Source organism: Microvirga sp. GN3 (assembly GCF_055792825.1).
This window is the reverse complement of sequence record NZ_JBVVAK010000023.1, coordinates 25,252-42,793: the sequence shown is the minus strand read 5'-3', so window position 1 is coordinate 42,793 and position 17,542 is coordinate 25,252. Positions and strand designations below refer to the sequence as shown.

General features: G+C 64.0%; 16 protein-coding genes. 12 read left to right on the top strand and 4 right to left on the bottom strand.

All coding sequences use genetic code 11. The features are described from left to right. Positions 1-116 precede the first annotated feature (116 nt). From ACS5Q1_RS13565 to ACS5Q1_RS13540, 6 genes are all read left to right on the top strand, one after another. Positions 117-1,325: an acetyl-CoA C-acetyltransferase gene (locus tag ACS5Q1_RS13565; protein WP_473098689.1), complete on the top strand. Its 1,209-nt coding sequence runs from the start codon at positions 117-119 to the stop codon at positions 1,323-1,325. Between the two features lie 122 nt (positions 1,326-1,447). Next, entirely contained in the window at positions 1,448-3,658 is a 2,211-nt protein-coding gene (locus tag ACS5Q1_RS13560) for an FAD-dependent oxidoreductase (RefSeq protein ID WP_473098722.1), read from the top strand. A gap of 281 nt (positions 3,659-3,939) precedes the next feature. After that, positions 3,940-4,449, top strand: coding sequence for a DinB family protein (locus tag ACS5Q1_RS13555; protein WP_473098688.1), 510 nt, complete (start codon positions 3,940-3,942; stop codon positions 4,447-4,449). Then, positions 4,446-4,994, top strand: coding sequence for a thioesterase family protein (locus tag ACS5Q1_RS13550; protein WP_473098687.1), 549 nt, complete (start codon positions 4,446-4,448; stop codon positions 4,992-4,994). The genes ACS5Q1_RS13555 and ACS5Q1_RS13550 overlap by 4 nt, the downstream gene beginning before the upstream one ends. Positions 4,995-5,049: 55 nt before the next feature. Further along, on the top strand, positions 5,050-5,673 hold the full coding sequence (locus ACS5Q1_RS13545; RefSeq protein WP_203441011.1) for a 2-hydroxychromene-2-carboxylate isomerase: 624 nt from the start codon (positions 5,050-5,052) through the stop codon (positions 5,671-5,673). A 7-nt stretch (positions 5,674-5,680) separates the two neighbouring features. Then, positions 5,681-6,385: an aspartate/glutamate racemase family protein gene (locus ACS5Q1_RS13540; RefSeq protein ID WP_473098686.1), complete on the top strand. Its 705-nt coding sequence runs from the start codon at positions 5,681-5,683 to the stop codon at positions 6,383-6,385. Positions 6,386-6,664: 279 nt separating this feature from the next. Here ACS5Q1_RS13540 and ACS5Q1_RS13535 read toward each other — a convergent pair whose 3' ends face one another. Together ACS5Q1_RS13535 and ACS5Q1_RS13530 are read right to left on the bottom strand one after the other, a co-directional pair. Further along, positions 6,665-10,174 carry a PAS domain-containing hybrid sensor histidine kinase/response regulator gene (locus ACS5Q1_RS13535; RefSeq protein ID WP_203441009.1) on the bottom strand — a complete coding sequence of 1,170 codons (3,510 nt, stop codon included), beginning with the start codon at positions 10,172-10,174 and terminating at the stop codon, positions 6,665-6,667. 61 nt (positions 10,175-10,235) lie between these two features. Continuing rightward, positions 10,236-11,150 carry a LysR family transcriptional regulator gene (locus ACS5Q1_RS13530; protein ID WP_473098685.1) on the bottom strand — a complete coding sequence of 305 codons (915 nt, stop codon included), beginning with the start codon at positions 11,148-11,150 and terminating at the stop codon, positions 10,236-10,238. Positions 11,151-11,253: 103 nt separating this feature from the next. Here ACS5Q1_RS13530 and ACS5Q1_RS13525 point away from each other — a divergent pair, with 103 nt between their 5' ends. The 4 genes from ACS5Q1_RS13525 to ACS5Q1_RS13510 all read left to right on the top strand — a co-directional run bounded on the left by ACS5Q1_RS13525 (position 11,254) and on the right by ACS5Q1_RS13510 (position 14,034). Next, complete coding sequence (locus ACS5Q1_RS13525; RefSeq protein WP_473098684.1) at positions 11,254-11,688, top strand: DoxX family protein; 435 nt, start codon at positions 11,254-11,256, stop codon at positions 11,686-11,688. Positions 11,689-11,698: 10 nt separating this feature from the next. Then, the gene (locus ACS5Q1_RS13520) at positions 11,699-12,226 is read left to right on the top strand and encodes a VOC family protein (RefSeq protein ID WP_473098683.1); all 528 of its coding nucleotides are present in this window, start codon (positions 11,699-11,701) and stop codon (positions 12,224-12,226) included. Positions 12,227-12,281: 55 nt separating this feature from the next. Next, on the top strand, positions 12,282-12,716 hold the full coding sequence (mscL, locus tag ACS5Q1_RS13515) for a large conductance mechanosensitive channel protein MscL (protein ID WP_473098682.1): 435 nt from the start codon (positions 12,282-12,284) through the stop codon (positions 12,714-12,716). A gap of 115 nt (positions 12,717-12,831) precedes the next feature. Continuing rightward, positions 12,832-14,034, top strand: a complete 1,203-nt coding sequence (locus ACS5Q1_RS13510) for a pyridoxal phosphate-dependent aminotransferase (protein WP_473098681.1) — start codon at positions 12,832-12,834, stop codon at positions 14,032-14,034. Between the two features lie 10 nt (positions 14,035-14,044). Here ACS5Q1_RS13510 and ACS5Q1_RS13505 read toward each other — a convergent pair whose 3' ends face one another. Further along, positions 14,045-14,509 carry an RbsD/FucU family protein gene (locus ACS5Q1_RS13505; RefSeq protein ID WP_473098680.1) on the bottom strand — a complete coding sequence of 155 codons (465 nt, stop codon included), beginning with the start codon at positions 14,507-14,509 and terminating at the stop codon, positions 14,045-14,047. Positions 14,510-14,658: 149 nt separating this feature from the next. On the opposite strand from ACS5Q1_RS13505, the gene ACS5Q1_RS13500 reads away from it, so the two are divergent. Continuing rightward, positions 14,659-15,723 carry an AbrB family transcriptional regulator gene (locus ACS5Q1_RS13500; protein ID WP_473098679.1) on the top strand — a complete coding sequence of 355 codons (1,065 nt, stop codon included), beginning with the start codon at positions 14,659-14,661 and terminating at the stop codon, positions 15,721-15,723. A gap of 3 nt (positions 15,724-15,726) precedes the next feature. Here the strand turns inward: ACS5Q1_RS13500 and ACS5Q1_RS13495 are convergent, their stop codons facing one another. Further along, positions 15,727-16,599, bottom strand: a complete 873-nt coding sequence (locus tag ACS5Q1_RS13495; RefSeq protein WP_473098678.1) for a MurR/RpiR family transcriptional regulator — start codon at positions 16,597-16,599, stop codon at positions 15,727-15,729. A gap of 139 nt (positions 16,600-16,738) precedes the next feature. On the opposite strand from ACS5Q1_RS13495, the gene ACS5Q1_RS13490 reads away from it, so the two are divergent. After that, positions 16,739-17,527 carry an N-formylglutamate amidohydrolase gene (locus ACS5Q1_RS13490; protein WP_473098677.1) on the top strand — a complete coding sequence of 263 codons (789 nt, stop codon included), beginning with the start codon at positions 16,739-16,741 and terminating at the stop codon, positions 17,525-17,527. The last annotated feature ends 15 nt before the right edge of the window (positions 17,528-17,542 follow it).

The following is a 17,542-nucleotide window of genomic DNA, read 5'->3' as shown; positions in this document are numbered from 1 at the left end:
AACATGTGGCATCCCGGCCGAAGGGCCGGGATCGCAAGACGAATAAAGCACTCTATTCTGATAACGATCCCGGATCGCTTTCGCGTCCGGGATGACAGCATGACCGGGAGGCCTCCATGGCTGAAGCCTATATCTACGATGCCGTTCGCACCCCGCGCGGACGCGGCAAGCCGGATGGTTCGCTGCACGAGGTGCCGGCGGTCGATCTCGCCGTGACGGCGCTCGATGCGATCCGCAAGCGCAACGATCTCGATCCGATGCTGGTCGAGGACGTGGTGCTCGGCTGTGTCGATCCCATCGGCGAGGCTGGCGGCGACATTGCGCGTGCCGCGGCGTTGAAGGCGGGTTTCGGTAAGGAAGTGCCGGGCGTGCAGATCAACCGCTTCTGCGCCTCGGGCTTGGACGCCGTGAACCTCGCGGCCGCGCAGGTGATGTCGGGCATGAAGGACATTACCATCGGCGGCGGTGTCGAATCCATGAGCCGCATCGGCATGGGCGCGTCCGGCGGCGCCTGGCCGGTCGATCCGGGCCTCGCCATTCCCACCTATTTCCTGCCGCAGGGCATTTCGGCGGATCTGATTGCAACCAAGTATGGTTTCTCACGCGACGATGTCGACGCCTATGCGGTCGAGTCGCAGAAGCGCGCAGCAAAAGCCTGGGACGAGGGGCGCTTCGCCAAGTCCGTCGTGCCGGTGAAGGACGTGAACGGCCTCACGATCCTGGCCAAGGACGAGCACATGCGGCCACAGACCGACATGCAGTCCCTCGGCCAGTTGAAAGCCGCCTTCGTGCAGATGGGCGAGATGGGCGGCTTCGATGCGGTGGCTACGGCCGCGCATCCGGACGTCGAATTCGTCAATCATGTGCACCACGCGGGCAACTCGTCCGGCATCGTCGATGGTGCCGCCGCCGTGCTCGTCGGCAACAAGGAGGGCGGCGCGAAGGCGGGCCTGAAGCCGCGCGCGCGCATCAAGGGTTTCGCCTCCATCGGCTCCGATCTCGCGCTCATGCTCACCGGCCCCATCGACGTGTCGGAGCTGGCTTTGCGCAAGGCCGGCATGACGAAGGACGACATCGATCTCTTCGAGATCAACGAGGCCTTCTCGTCGGTCGTGCTGCGCTACATGCAGGCGCTCGATCTCGATCCGGCGAAGGTCAACGTGAATGGCGGTGCCATCGCTATGGGCCATCCGCTCGGCGCGACTGGCGCCATGATCCTCGGCACCGTGCTCGACGAGCTGGAGCGCACCAACAAGCAGACGGCCCTGATCACACTATGCGTCGCCGCCGGCATGGGCACGGCTGCGATCATCGAGCGGGTTTAATTTCACTGTCATCCCGGGGCCGCGGAGCGGAACCCGGGATCGTAAGACCAGAAATCGGATAACGATCCCGGCTCTTCGCTTCGCTCCGGCCGGGATGACGGGAACCCTCCCGGGAGGACATGATGACGAACTTCACCAATTTCCGCTTCGAGACCGATGCCGATGGCATCGCGCTCGCGACCTGGGACATGCCCGGCCGCTCCATGAACGTGATCACCCCCGAGGTGATGGGCGAACTGGAGCAGATCATCGAGAAGGCCGCGGGTGACGAGGCCATCAAGGGCTGCGTCATCACCTCCGGCAAGGAGGCGTTCTCCGGCGGCGCCGACCTCACCATGCTCCAGGGACTCGGCGCCGAATACGGGCGTCTTGCGAAGGAGAAGGGCGAAGAGACTGCGATGCAGTTCTTCTTCGACGAGTCGCGCAAGCTCTCGCTGCTCTATCGTCGCCTTGAGACCAGCGGCAAGCCGTTTGCCGCAGCCATCCATGGCGTGTGTCTCGGCGGCGCTTTCGAGCTGGCACTGGCCTGCCATTTCCGCGTGCTCTCGGACGTGGATTCCACCCGCGTCGGCCTGCCAGAGGTGAAGGTCGGGCTCTTCCCCGGCGCCGGCGGCACGCAGCGCGTGGCGCGTCTCATGCAGACCGGCGATGCCCTGCAGATGCTGTTCAAGGGCGAGCAGATCCGCCCGCTCATGGCACGCAACATGGGTCTCGCCCATGCGGTCGCGCCGCGCGACCAGATCGTGCAGACGGCGAAGGAGTGGATCAAGCAAGGCGGTTCGGCCGTCGCGCCCTGGGACCAGAAGGGCTACAAGCTGCCCTCCAGCAAGGTCTATTCCGCCGCCGGCATGCAGATCTGGCCGCCGGCCAACGCGATCTACCGTCGTGAGACGCAGGACAATTACCCGGCGATCCGCGCGATCCTCGAATCCGTCTATCAGGGCCTGCAGTTGCCGATGGATCTCGCCTTGAAGGTCGAGTCGCGCTGGTTCGCCAAGATCCTGCGCTCGAAGGAAGCGGCGGCCATGATCCGCACGCTCTTCATCTCCATGCAGGATCTCAACAAGGGCGCTCGCCGTCCGAAGGACGTGCCGCCGACGAACCTGAAAAAGGTCGGCGTCGTCGGCGCAGGATTCATGGGTGCGAGCGTCGCCTATGTCACCGCCAATGCCGGTCTCGACGTGGTGCTCATCGATCGCGACGTGGAATCGGCCGAGAAGGGCAAGGCGCATTCGCACAAGCTCATGTCCGACCAGATCATGAAGGGACGCGCCAAGACGGCGGACCGCGATGCGCTGCTCGCGCGCATCACGCCTTCTGCCGATTACAACGATCTCAAGGATTGCGATCTCGTCATCGAGGCCGTGTTCGAGGATCCGAAGGTGAAGGCCGAGGTGATTCAGAAGGTGGAGGCGGCGATCCGCCCGGATTGCATCTTTGCTTCCAACACATCGACCCTGCCGATCTCGGGGCTCGCCCAGCAATCGAAGAATGCGGGTCAGTTCATCGGCATTCACTTCTTCTCGCCGGTTGAGAAGATGATGCTGGTCGAGATCATCATGGGCAAGGAGACCGGCGACAAGGCGCTTGCCACCGCGCTCGATTATGTGCGCCTGATCAAGAAGACGCCGATCGTCGTCAACGACTCGCGCGGCTTCTTCGCCAATCGCTGCGTGCTCGCCTATATCCTCGAAGGCCATCTCATGTTCACCGAGGGCCTGCCGGCGGCGATGATCGAACAGGCGGGCAAGCAGGCCGGCATGCCGGTCGGTCCGCTCTCCCTCAACGACGAGGTTGGCGTCGATCTCGGCCTCAAGATCCTCCGTGCCACGAAGGCGCAGCTGGGCGAGACCGCCATCATTCCGCAGCAGGAAGAGCTGCTCACCACGCTGGTGGAGAAGGAAGGGCGCCTCGGTCGCAAGAACCGCAAAGGCTTCTACGATTATCCCGAAGGCGGCCAGAAGCATCTCTGGCCGGGCCTGCAGGATCTTCAGACGAAGCACGTGGAGCCCGAGCTCGTCGACATGCAGGAGCTGAAGCAGCGCCTGCTCGTCACGCAGGCTCTGGAGGCCGCGCGCACTTTCGAGGAGGGTGTGATCACCGATCCGCGCGAGGCAGATGTCGGCTCTATCCTCGGCTTCGGCTTCGCGCCCTATACGGGCGGGGCGCTCTCCTACATCGACTTCATGGGCGCCAAGACCTTCGTGGAGTTGTGTCGGAACCTGCAGGCCAAGCACGGCGACCGCTTCGCACCGCCGAAGATCCTCCTCGATATGGCATCGAGCGGCGACACCTTCTACGGCCGCGCCGCTGGGACGAAGAAGGCGGCGTGAGCCAACGTTGTCATCCCGGACGGCGAAGCCGATCCGGGATCGCGAGGGAAAGAGCGCTGACAGGCCCTCTCCCCCCCTTGTGGGGGAGAGATGGAGAGGGGGGTGTGAGCGATAGCCTATCCGTGTATGGCGCCAGCACCCCCCTCCCTAGCCCTCCCCCACAAGGGGGGAGGGGAATAGCGTCCCTCTCGTCCCACGATCCCGGATCTTCGCTTTGCTCCGTCCGGGATGACGGTATGGTGTCGACGTTGGAAATCGGGACGACCTCAAGGAGCCTTTCCATGGAATCGCACTTTGCCATGATGGCGGGCTACAATGCCTGGTGCAACGAGCGCATCTACGATGCGGCCGCGCAATTATCCGATGCGGATTATCGTGCGGATCGCGGGGCGTTCTTCAAGTCGGTTCACGGCACCCTCAACCATCTCCTCGTCGCCGACCGCATCTGGCTGAAGCGCTTCTCTGGACAAGGCGAGGCGCCGGACCGGCTCGACGCGATCCTGTTCGAGAATCTCGACGAGCTTCGGGCCGCGCGCGAGAAGGAGGATGAGCGGATCGTCGCCTATATCGACAGCCTGTCCGATGCCGATTTGGCTGGACGAATCCGGTACCGGACGATCACGAATCCGATGGAGATCGAGCAGCCGCTGGCACCGGCCCTGACCCATTTCTTCAACCATCAGACCCATCATCGCGGGCAGGTTCATTGCCTGTTGACAGGCTTCGGGCTTGAGGGGCCATCGCTGGATCTCATCCTGTTCCAACGCCAGAGCGGAATGGGCCTCTCATGAACCTGTGGCTGCGCGTCCTTCACCTGATCATCGCATCGTTCTTCCGGCCGAGGCTCGATCCGGCGCGGGACGTGTCGCGCTTAGAGTTCCGTGTCTGGCCGCACGATCTCGATACGTCTCTGCACATGAACAACGGGCGCTACTGGACGCTCATGGATCTCGGTCGCACCGACATCATGATCCGCTCCGGCCTGTGGAGGCCCATTCTCAGGCACGGCTGGGTGCCGGTGGTGGGCGCGGGGCAGATCCGGTTCCGGCGGGAGCTTAAGGCTTTTCGCATCTTCACGCTTGAGACTCGCATTCTCACCTGGTCCGAGGGCCATGTGGTGATGGAGCATCGACTACTATCCGAATCCAAGGACGGCAGCCCCATTCTCAACGCCATCGCTCTGGTCCGGGCCGGGCTCTATGACCGCAAGGAGCGGCGCTTCGTTTCCATGGATCGCCTGCTTGGGGAGATCGGCATCGAGGCAAAGGCACCGGCTGCTGCCCCTGAGGTCGCGGCTTTTCTCACGGCCGAAGAGACGTTGAAGAGCGCCGCCTGATGGTCCAAGGTGGAGCCGACGCCGTTTTAGGCCTGAACAACCCCGAATCGGACCCATGCCCCGCACCATCGATTATTATTTCTCTCTCGTGAGCCCCTGGGCCTTTATTGGCCATGTGCCCTTCATGGAGATCGTCCAGAAGCACGGGGTCGAGGTCAATTTCAAGCCGGTCTTCCTCGGCCGCGTCTTCTCGGAGACGGGTGGCCTGCCGCTCGCTCAGCGCCACCCGGCGCGGCAGCGCTACCGGATTCTTGAATTGCAGCGCTGGCGCGAGAAGCGCGGCCTGTCCTTCAATATCAACCCGAAGCACTGGCCCTTCGACGTCAATCTCGCCGACCGTTTCGTCATTGCGATCACCGCTTCCGGCAAGAGTCCCGATGCCTTCCTGCGCCGCGCCTTTGCCGCCATATGGGAAGAGGAACGTGACCTGGGCGATCCGCTCGTTCTGACGGAGTTGGCGGAGCAGGCGGGTCTCGACTCGTCAGCGCTCATGGATGTGGTGACCGGCAGCACCACCGAGGCGATCTACGCCCTCAACCTCGAAAACGCCGTCGCGGGCGATGTCTTCGGCTCGCCGGCCTATGTGCTCGACGGCGAGGTGTTCTGGGGACAGGACAGGCTCGAATTGCTCGACGATGCCCTGAGTTCCGGTCGCGCACCCTATACGCCGAGCCCTTGAGACCATTATGGAACAGGCAACCATCGGGCTCATCGGCGGCATGAGCTGGGAAAGTTCGGCCGAATATTACCGCATCATCAATCAGGAGATGAACCGTCGCCTCGGCGGCGTGCATTCGGCCCAATGCCTGATGTATTCCGTCGATTTCGAAGGGATCAAGCGGTGTCAGCATGAGGGCGATTGGGACAGCCTCGCGGAGGCGATGAGGGAGGCCGCTCAGCGGCTGGAACGCGGTGGAGCGGACTTCATCGTTCTGTGCACCAACACCATGCATCGCGTCGCCGACGCAATCTCGACATCCGTCACAATTCCACTGCTTCATATCGCCGATCCGACGGCAGAAAAGATCAAGGCCGCAGGATTTGAACGCGTCGGCCTTCTCGGCACGGCCTTCACCATGGAGCAGGACTTTTACAAGGGCCGCCTGCAGCAGCACCATGGGCTCGAGGTCATCGTGCCGGACGAGAACGACCGGCGGATCGTGCACGAGATCATCTACAAGGAACTCGTGCTGGGGATCATCAAGCCGGAATCGCGCCAGGCCTATCGCGAGATCATCGCGCGCCTGATCGAACGTGGCGCGCAGGCGGTCATTCTCGGCTGCACCGAGATCATGCTCCTGGTCTCCGACGAGGACAGCGCCGTGCCGCTGTTCGACACCACGACGATTCATGCGGTGGCAGCAGTTGATGAGGCGTTGAAGTCTGCCTGAGATATACGCTGTGTCATCCCCGGCGAGCCGAAGGCGAGGGAAGGGGATCCATAGCGCTAAGCGTGCGGGTGGATTCCCTTCCCCTCCGCCACGCTCCGGCCGGGAATGACACGCCAACGACACCCACTGTCATTCCGGGGCGCCGTAGGCGAGCCCGGAATCCATAACCGCTGACGGTGCCGGAAGAAGCCCGACGTTTCTGGTTCTATCTTGAAATGTCGTGTTTATGGATTCCGGGCTCCGCTGCGCGGCCCCGGAATGACAGTGGGTCGGTTGTACCTACTCCGCCGCCACCTTCGTCGCCCGCCATTGCGTCAGCAGCGCCCGCAAGGCCGCCGGCTTCAGGGGCTTGTTGAGCACATGGATGTTCATCGCCGCCGCTGCGTCGCGCACCACCGGCGTGCGGTCGGCGGTGACAAGGACGGCAGGCGTGTCGACCTGGGTCTTCCAGCGCAGAGCCTTGATGAGTTCGAGACCGTCCGTGTCATCGAGGTGATAATCCGCGATGATGACTTCCGGCAGGGCCTTGTGCGTTCTCAGCGCCTGATGCGCGCTCTCCAGATCGGACGCCGTCCAGGTGTCGCAGCCCCAGCCCGAGAGAAGCAGACGCATGCCTTCCAGGATCGCGGGCTCGTTGTCGATGACGAGCACGCGCAGCCCCGACAGCACGGTCGCGGGAGCCTTTGGCGGCTCGGGCGCAGCGGCGGTTGCGGGAAGAGCCGCCACCACCGGCACCTCGACCCGGAACACCGAGCCGCGTCCCACTTCCGAATTCAGCGTGATCGGGTGTTTGAGCACGCGGCCGAGGCGCTCGACGATGGAGAGGCCAAGCCCGAGGCCGCGTGCGACCTTCATGCCCTGATCGAGGCGCTGGAACTCGCGGAACACGATGCGCTGCTTCGAGGGCGGGATGCCGAGACCTGTGTCCCACACCTCCAGCACCAGATGGCCATCGCGCCGTCGCGCGCCGACGAGCACGCGTCCCGACGGCGTGTACTTGATCGCGTTGGAGATCAGGTTCTGCAGCAGGCGGCGCATCAGGCGCCGGTCGGAGCGTACCGTCAGCGACGACGTAACGAAGGCAAGCTTCAAGCCCTTGTTGCGGGCGACGGGCTCGAACTCGCGCTGCAGCTGGCGGAACAGATCGTCGATGCGGAAACTCGACCATTGCGGCTTCATGGCGCCTGTGTCGAGGCGCGAGATATCGAGAATCGCGGTCAGAATTTCTTCGACCGCATCGAGCGACGCATCGATGTTTTCGGCCAGCGTTGCATCGCCTGCCTCGCGATCCCGCTCCACCAGGGAGACCGCATAGAGCCGTGCCGCATTGAGCGGCTGCAGAATGTCGTGCGAGGCGGCGGCGAGGAAGCGCGTCTTGGAGATGTTCGCCTCGTCGGCTTCGCCCTTTGCGTTTCTCAACGCTTCGTTGAGGCGCGTCAGTTCCTCGGTTCTCTCGCGCACGCGCTGTTCCAGCGTCTCGTTCGCGCGCCGGCTCGCCTCTTCCGCCGCCACAGTTTCGGTCACGTCGGTGTAGGTGGTCACGTGGCCACCATCCGGCAACAGGTTCGAGCGGATCTCGATCACCTTGCCGGAGGGAAAGAGCTTGAGGCGCACGGGTTCCACATCATGACGGAAGGAGTGGAGACGAGCTTCGACAAGCTCATCGATCTTGCCGGGACCGTATGATCCGCGCGAGGCATTGTAGTGAACGATGCGCTCCATGCCGATGCCCACGTGAACGAAATTGGGCGGCATGTCGTAGAGATCGATGAAGGCCTGGTTCCAGGCGAGCACGCGCAGATCGCTGTCGAGCACGGTGATGCCCTGCTTGGCGTAGTTCAGCGCATGCTGGAGCAGATCGCGACTGTGCTGGATCGCCGCGGAGGCATCGTCGAGCAGTTTGAGCGCCGCTTCCGTGGACAGGGTGCGACGGCGCAGCAACAATGAGAGCGCGAGACGCGACGAGGCCGTGCCGATCGCGGAAGCCAGCAGGTGCTCCGCATAGCGCAGAAGATGGATATCCGCTTCGGCGCGCGGATCCAGATGCTGCCCGCGGCTATGGGTGAAGCCTTCGAAGGAGCGAGTCGTTCTCTCCTCGCCGAGATAGCGGGCGACGGTGGCGCGCAGCTCGCCGACGGTGACGCTGGCGCGGAACAGGCGGAAGCTCGGTGTCGCGGAGGCTGCAGCCTCACCCAGGAAAACATTAGCCTGGATCTGCTCCATCGCCGTCACCGGCCGCCACAGGGAGAAGCCGATATAGCAGAGGATGTTGAGCGTCAGGCTCCAGACGACGCCGTGCGTGAGTTGAGGCAGGTCGACACCGAACAGGGATGTGGGCTTGAGAACCGTGATGCCGAAGGGGCCGGTGACGACCATGTCGGACCAGAATACGCCGTCCCACACGAGGCTCGGGAGCAGAAGCGTGTAGGCCCAGGTGAGAAAGCCGACGACGAGCCCGACGCTGGCGCCGAGCGCCGTGCCGCGCGACCAGATAAGCCCGCCGAGAAAGGCGGGCGCGACCTGCGCGATCGCGGCGAAGGAGAGAAGGCCGATGGCGGCAAGCGCCGCCTCCCCGGAGGAGCGGTAATAGGCGTAGCCGAGGAGGATCACGAGGACGATGGAGACGCGCCGAACGCCGATGACGAAGTTGCCGGGATCGACGCCGGCAAAGGCGCGCCGCCGCAGCACGATGGGCATGACGAGATGGTTCGAGATCATCACCGCCACGGCGACGGAATCGACGATGACCATGGCCGTGGCGGCCGAGAAGCCGCCGAGGAAGGCGAGGACGGCGACGGTGCCCGCCTTGTCTGTGAGCGGCAGCGCGAGCAGGGTCATGTCGCGGTCGATAGTGCCTTCGGGAAACGAGGCAAGGCCCGCCAGCGCAATCGGGATGACGAAGAGATTGATGAGAACCAGATAGAGCGGAAACAGCCATGCAGTGCGCTTGAGATCCGCGATGTCGTGGTTCTCGACCACCGTCACATGAAACTGACGCGGCAGGAGAAGAGCCGCGCAGGTCGAAAGCAGGATAAGGGTGATGTAGCTGCCGAAGCCCGAAGTCCGGCCCATCAGGTCCGCGCTGGTCCCTTGCGCGTGGAGGCGCTGCACGATGGCATCGTAGCCGTCGAACATCACGAAGGTGATGTACCCGCCGACGACCAGGAAGGCGATTAGTTTTACCACCGATTCGAGTGAGATTGCCAGCAGGAGCCCGTTCTGGTGCTCGGTCGCATCCGTGTGACGGGTGCCGAAGGCGACGGCAAAACCTGCCAGCACGAGGGCGACGACGAGGGCGAGATCGCCGATGAACGGCGGCTTGGACAGGAATGTCTCGTTGGCGGCGCTCATGAACACGTCGAGCGAAGACGAGACGGCCTTCAATTGCAGGGCGATATAGGGAATGGAGCCGACGACGGCGATCACGCTGACGAGGGCGGCGACCCGCTCACTCTTGCCGTAGCGGGCCGCGACAAAGTCGGCGATGGAGGAAATGTTCTGCGTCTTTGCGATCCTGACGATCCGGGCGACGAGGGGATACCCTAAGCCGATGACGATGATCGGCCCGATATAGATGGCCAGGAAGTCGAAGCCGGAATGGCTGGCAAGCCCCACTGATCCGAAGAAGGTCCAGGACGTGCAATAGACTGCAAGCGCGAGGGCCGCGATGGTGGAGCGGGCAGGACCCTGAATGAAGCGCCGCCCCCCATTGTCGCCCCAATGGGCCACCGTGAACAGGAAGCAGAGATAAACCAGCGCCGACAGCACGACGGCCCAGGTGGCGACCATAGGCTTTAACCCTCACAAGCAAACGTGGAATAGCTTTAGCGGGTTAAGGGCGTGAAAGCCATCACAGGCCCTTATCCCATTCCGGTTCCGGCCCGAAGCGCTCGGCCAGGAACGCCACGAAGGCGCGCACCTTGGCCGGAGCCTGCCGACCCGAGGGCAGAACGGCATGAATGGCGGGTTCGTAAGTCGGATAATCGGTCAGGACCGGAACGAGGCTGCCGTCGCGCAGGCTGTCGCCGACGATGAAGGTCGGCTGATAGATCAGCCCCTGTCCGGCGACGGCCGCGGCCAAGAGTGCATCGCCGTTATTGGCACGCAGGTTGCCCTGCACTGGCACGATGGTTTCGGCATCCATGCCAAAAGCCCAGCGGTTCGCCCCGATGGCACTGGGCAAGGTATAGCCGAGGCAGTTGTGCCGGGAGAGTTCGTCCAGATTCTGCGGGGTTCCGTGCGCCTTCAGATAGGAGGGAGAGCCGCAGACGATGGTCCGGCAGGTGGCGAGCCGCCGGGCGACGAGGCTCGAGTCCTTCAGCCGCCCGATCCGGATCGCCAGATCCCATCCTTCCTCGATGAGATCGACATAGCGGTCGGCGAGCCCCAGATCGAACGAGACGGCGGGATAAAGACGACTGAACTCGGTGAGAGCCGGGACGACCTGTCGGAAGCCGAAGGTGAGGGGAACGTTGAGTCGCAGCGTCCCCCGGGGCTCGATCCGGTCGAGGCTGGCAGAGGCTTCCGCCTCCTCGATTTCGGCAAGAATACGCTCGCAGGCAGCCAGATAGTTTCGGCCCCCCTCGGTCAGCACCAGCTTGCGCGTGGACCGGTGCAGTAGCTTGACCCCGAGCCGGTCTTCGAGGGCAGCCACATGTTTCGTCACCATCGTCTGGGACAGATCGAGGGCGCGCGCCGCTGCCGAGAAGCTGCCAAGCATTGCGACGCGAACGAAGACCTGCATGCCGGTAACACGGTCGAGCATCGAGATGATCTCACTCTGATGGTGTGAAGTGATATTCTGAAGGGAGAATTATCATATTTTTAGTTTGAGATCATATGGGAGGACCCATTTCAGGAGATCTCTCATGATCGATACCCGTACCGCTCCTTACGCCGCGCTGATCCTGCGCATCACGCTCGGCGTGCTCTTCCTCGCCCATGCTGGCCTCAAGGTCTTCGTGTTCACGCCGGCCGGCGCGGCCCAGTTCTTCGGCAGCCTGGGCCTGCCTCCGGCCCTGGCCTATCTGACCATCGCGGTCGAAGCAGCCGGTGGCCTTGCCCTCATCCTCGGCTTCTACACCCGCTGGGTGTCGCTCGCCCTGATCCCGGTCCTTCTCGGCGCCATCGTCTTCGTGCACGGCCCGGCCGGCTTCTTCTTCAACAATCCGAATGGCGGCTGGGAATATCTGGCATTCTGGATCGCCGCTCTCATGACGCAGGCTCTCCTGGGCGACGGCGCCCTTGCGGTGCGGGCCGGATCGGCGAAGACTGCTCCCGCATTGTCCACGCGTTCGGCCTGAGGCACGTTCCATGATCAAGCCCATTCCCCATGATGCCACCGGAACGCCGGTGGCGCGGCCCATCGATCCCGGCGTCAGGATCGGCCATGTCCATCTGAAGGTGGCCGATATCGACCGTTCGCTCGCCTTCTATTGCGGCGTGCTCGGCTTCGAGCTGATCCAGCGCTACGGCACCCAGGCCGCCTTCGTCTCGGCGGGCGGCTACCATCACCACATCGGCCTGAACACCTGGGAGAGCAAGGGCGGGTCCCCGCCGCCTCTCGGAACCACAGGCCTCTACCATGTGGCGATCCTCTACCCGACGCGGGCGGCCCTCGCCGATGCGCTCTACCGGCTGGCCGAGGCCGGCATTCCGCTGCAGGGCGCGAGCGATCACGGGGTGAGCGAGGCGCTTTACCTGAGCGATCCGGACGGCAACGGCATCGAGCTCTATGTCGACCGCCCCGAGGAGCAGTGGCCGCGAACGACCAATGGCGAACTCGCGATGGTCACGCAGCGTCTCGATCTGCAGGATCTGCTGGCGGCCCGCGAGACTTGACGAAATTCCCAGATCGGACAGCTTAACCTTGGGGTTAAGCTAAAGAGGTCCGGTCATGTGGAACGAGTTCAAGCAATTCGCCTTGCGGGGCAATGTGGTCGATCTGGCCATCGGCATCATTATCGGTGTCGCCTTCGGCAGAATCGTCGATTCCCTCGTCGGCGACATCTTCATGCCAATCATCGGGGCCGTGACAGGTGGCCTCGACTTCTCGAACTACTTCACGGCTCTGTCGGGCAACGTCACGGCCGGGTCGCTCGATGAGGCCAAGAAGCAGGGCGCCGTGCTCGGCTGGGGCAACTTCATCACTGTCACCATCAACTTCATCATCATCGCCTGGATCCTCTTCCTGCTGGTCAAGGGCATGAATCGCCTGCGCCGCACGGAGGATGCCAAGACCGGCACGGCCGACAAGCCTGCGGAGATCCCCGCCGATGTGAAGCTGCTGACGGAAATCCGCGACCTTCTGAAGACAGACCGCACGACCTGACATCGATCACGGTTTTCGATCGGACCCTTCGTCTTTTGTCATGAGACGCATTCCATACTTGCCTTGAGCGGGCGAACGGGCCATCCCTGTTCGCCTGTCCTCGAGGAAATCTCCCATGAACGTGTCCGTCTCGATCCCGTCCGTCCTCAACCTGCGCCCCGAGGCGGAGCAGGCGCCGACGAGCGGCATCGTCGACGTGTTCAGCTACGGTCGGCTGAAGCCCGGCATCATTCCGCTCTGGGTGGGCGAGGGCGATCTGCCGACGCTATCCTTCATCTGCGAGGCGGCCGCTCAGTCGCTGGCGAAGGGCGAGACCTTCTACACCTATCAGCGCGGCATCCCGGAACTGCGGCAGGCCATCGCCGCCTATCACGAGCGGGTCTACGGCAGGGCCTTCGATCCGGAGCGCTTCTTCGTCACTTCCGGCGGCATGCCGGCGATGCAGATCGCCTTCCGCATGCTGGCCGGCAACGGCGATGAGGTCCTGGTTCCGACGCCCGCCTGGCCGAACTTCGCCGGCGCGATCACCATTGCCGGCGCGCGTCCCGTCGCCGTTCCGATGAACATCGATACACGAGGCTGGCACCTCGATTTCGAGCGGCTCGAGGGGGCGATCACGCCGCGCACCCGCGTGCTCGTCATCAACTCGCCCTCGAACCCCACCGGATGGGTCGCGAGCCATGCGGACTTGCGCGCAGCGCTCGATCTTGCCCGCCGGCATGGTCTCTGGATCGTCGCCGACGAGATCTACGGCCGCTTCGTCCACGACCCGGCGCTCGCGATCGATGGCCGCACGCCGTCCTTCCGCGATGTGATGGAACCGGAGGACAAGGTCATCTTCGTCCAGACCTTCTCCAAGAACTGGGCCATGACCGGCTGGCGCCTCGGCTGGCTGGAGGCTCCGCCTGCGCTCGGGCAGGTCATCGAGAACCTCGTGCAGTACCAGACCTCCGGAACGCCGGTCTTCGTGCAGCGTGCAGGTGTCGCGGCCATCGAGCAGGGCGAGGATTTCCTCGCCGATCAGATCGCCAAGGCCCGCCATGGTCGGGAGGTCGTCGGGCGGCTGGCGGAAACCGGTCTCGTGGAACTGCCGCCGCCAAGCGGCGCCTTCTATGCCTTCCTGAAGATCAAGGGCGCGACGAACTCTAAGGACATCGCGTTCCGTCTCATCGACGAGGCCAATGTCGGCCTCGCACCAGGCTCCGCCTTCGGCGATGCGGGCGAGGGCTACCTGCGCCTGTGCTACCTGCGCAAGCCCGAGGACGTGGAAGAGGCGGTGCGCCGCATCAGCGAGGCCCTGCCGAGGCTCGTGGTCTGAGCGAAGTTCTCTAAGGAGGCGGAATCACGCCCTTCTTCAGGATGAAGCAGCCGTAGAAGCGACGCTCGCCGGTGGCGACGATGGCATAGGCCTTCTTCGCCCGCTCATAGAACGCAAACCGCTCGACCGATCCCATCGGCCAGCTGTCGCGCCCGGCGTCGCGCCGGGCGACCGCATCGATCTCGGCCTGGGCCTCCTGCTGAATGGCCGGGAGTTCGTCCGGATTGCCGACGACCTCCATGCGCTCCGCGGGAGTATCGACGAAACTGTCGAGCGGCATGACCGAGAGGATCGCGCGCGCGGCCAGTGGCGAGGTGATGTTGTCCATGCGGATCAGCCGGCCGAAGGTCGTCTGGCGCGCGATGGAATCGGCAGGAAAATTGGCGTCGCAGATCACGAGATCGTCGCCGTGGCCCATGGCCCGGAGCACATACAGCAGATCGGCATTGAGCGCCGGGTCGATTCCGTGCAGCACCGTTTCCTCCCTATCTTGATTGATCGTGCAATCTCAGCAGGGTTTCGAGATCTCCGCAACGCTTCAGCCCGGAGCCTTGGATATGGTCAGACCTTGGCCGCATGGCATCTGCGCATGATCGGCATTTGACGTCAGGGAAAAGGGCGTCCATGAGCAGAGCCGTGATCCGTCTCGTCTTCGCCCATCTCACCCAGATTCTCGTTGCCGCTCTCGGCGGGCTCATTTTCCACTGGCTCGGCGTTCCGGCCGCGTGGCTGTCGGGCGCTGCCATCGCGGCGACGTTGTGGGGGCTCACTGGCCGGGCCGTGCACATGCCGAAGGCGCTCGCAGATGCCGCCATGCTGATCTCGGGCGCCGCCATGGGCGCTGCGGTGACGCCGGCTGCCATCGCCGCCATGGGGCGCTATCCGGGCAGCCTGATCCTGCTGGTCATCGGCGTCGTCGCCATCTCCGCGGCGTCGAGCGCCTGGCTCGTGCGGATGTCGGGCTGGGGCAAGGCCGACGCAGTGCTGGCCTCGGTGCCGGGGGCGCTCTCCACTGTTCTTGCCGTCGCCGCCGACCGGAAAGCGGGGGTGGCCTCCATCGCCATCGTGCAGAATTTCCGGCTCTTCGTGCTGATCGCGCTCCTGCCGAGCCTCGTCGTCATGACCGGGGGCGGGGGCAATGCGGGCGTTCTGATCGGCGAGGGGCTTCCCGTCCAGAGCCCGGAAGGCATGGCGTTCATTCTTCTCGGCGGGCTCGCTCTGGGGTTGGTGTTCATCCGGTTGAAGGTGGCCGCACCGATCCTGCTCGGTGCTACCGTCGTCAGCTCCGTCAGCCATGGCACGGAATTTGTGACGGGCGTTATCCCGCCGGTCATCGCCACGGGCGGTCTTGTGCTGATCGGACTCTTCATCGCCGAGCGCTTCCGCCACATCCAGCGCTCGACGCTCAAAAGCGCGCTGGTCGCCGCGCTCGGATCCTTTTCGATCGGCATGGTGGTGGCGGCGCTCTTCGCTGGAGCCGCCGCATGGCTTGCCGGGGTCAGCTTCGCCAACGGGCTCGTGGCCTTCGCTCCCGGCGGGCTCGAGGCCATGACCGTGCTGGCGCTGGTCCTCGGGCTCGACCCACTTTATGTCGGCATTCACCACCTCGTCCGCTTCCTCGGCATCGGACTGGTCCTGCCGTTCTTCATCGGCTGGCTGCAGAGGAGCCGGCCGGAGGCTGCGGAATAGGTTTTACGACTTCTCGTTCCGCAGCCGCTCGACCGCTTCCATGCGCGGCTTGGCCGTATTCCACAGGCGTCTGGTGACGGTAGCGACCAGCGCCTCCGTCAGCAGCAGAAGGCCGGCCGAAGAATCCCAATTGGACGGGGCGACGATGTGGGCCGGCAGCACGTGCCGGGCGACACGGGCGATGGGCGAGAGCCAGGGATCGGTAAGCAGAACGACGGTCGCGCCTTGCTTGGCCGCCGTCTCGCAAAGCGCCGTGACGTCCTCCTGATAGCGGCGGATATCGAAGGCGACGATCACGTCCTTCTTCCCGATCTCGATCATCCGGTCGCGCCAGAGAGCAGGCTGCCCCTCAATGTAATCCACATGGCTGCGCACGATGCGGAAATGGCTCTCCGCGTAGCGCGCGAGCGCCCCGGTGAAGCGTCCGCCGGTGAAGTGGATGTATCGTCGTGGGTCGCTGAGCAGGGTCACGACGGCGTCGAATTCGGCCGGTGCAATGTTCTCCACCGTCGCCCGCAGGTTCCCGATCACCGCCTCTGCGAAGGAGGCGAGCGCCGGCGCACCCTGGCCCTTGTCGGAAGGGCTCGCCTTGGCGAGTGGTGAGAGGAGCTGGGCTTCGAGTTCCTCGCGCAGGTGCTTCTGGAAATCCGGGAAGCCGCCGAACCCCAGCCTTGTGACGAATCGCAGGACCGAAGGGGCGGAGATGCCGGCCCGGGAGGCGAATTCGGCCACCGTATCGAGCCCGGCGAAGGGGTAATGGCTCAGAAGCAGATGCGCGGCGCGCTTCTCGCTGGGGGTGAAGGAATCCATCTCGTGCCGGATGCGCTCGGCGAGGCTCGGCGGGTCCACAGGGGAAATAGCGCTGTCTCGTTTCATGTTGGAATGTTTCGTTTCCCCACCTTGACGGTTTTTAAAAGCTGTACCAAAAATTTCACATAAGAAAAGTCCGTGAGAAACGTACCAAGCGTTCAATCGAGGGCTAGGGCCTGCTTCCCGCAGGCAAACGGAGGACCGCATGGCGCATGCGAGTCGGAAGACGGCCGATCTGTCCTCTGCCGCAACGGCAGAGCAGCCGGTTGCCGTCGTGGAGAATCCGCAAGGGCGCTTGCCGATCCTGCTCATCTGCGAGCATGCCTCGAACCGCCTCCCGGCCCGCTATGGCACTTTGGGCCTCGGGCCTGCCGAACTCGAAAGCCACATCGCCTGGGACCCCGGAGCGCTGGGCGTCGCGAAAGAACTCTCGCGCCTGCTCGACGCACCGCTGATCCATGCCAGCGTGTCGCGCCTGGTGCTCGATCTCAACCGCGAGCCCACAGCACCGGATTCGATCTGGACGCTGAGCGAACGCACTACGATTCCCGGCAATCTCGATCTCGACGACGCGGAGCGGGCAACACGCGTGCGTGATGTGTACGATGCCTTTCACAATGCGGTCGATGAGTTTGCGAATGCGCGCCAAGCCGCAGGACAGCTGACCGCCATCGTCTCCATCCATTCCTTCACGCCGGTCTATCGCGATGTGCCGCGTCCCTGGCAGATCGGCCTGATCTTCGACCGCGACGAGCGCTATGCGCGCAGCGTCGAGGCCGGACTGAAGCAGGATCCGACGCTCGTCGTCGGTATGAACGAACCCTATTCACCAGCGGACCGGGTGTTCCACACCCTGGAGCGCCACGCCGAGAGGCGTGGCCTCCCCCCGCTGATGATCGAAATCCGCAACGACCTGATCCGCATACAAGACGGACAGGGGTTGTGGGCCAACCGTCTGGCGCCGCTTTTGAGGGAGGGGGCACGGACGCTCTGATGATGGGCATGGCGC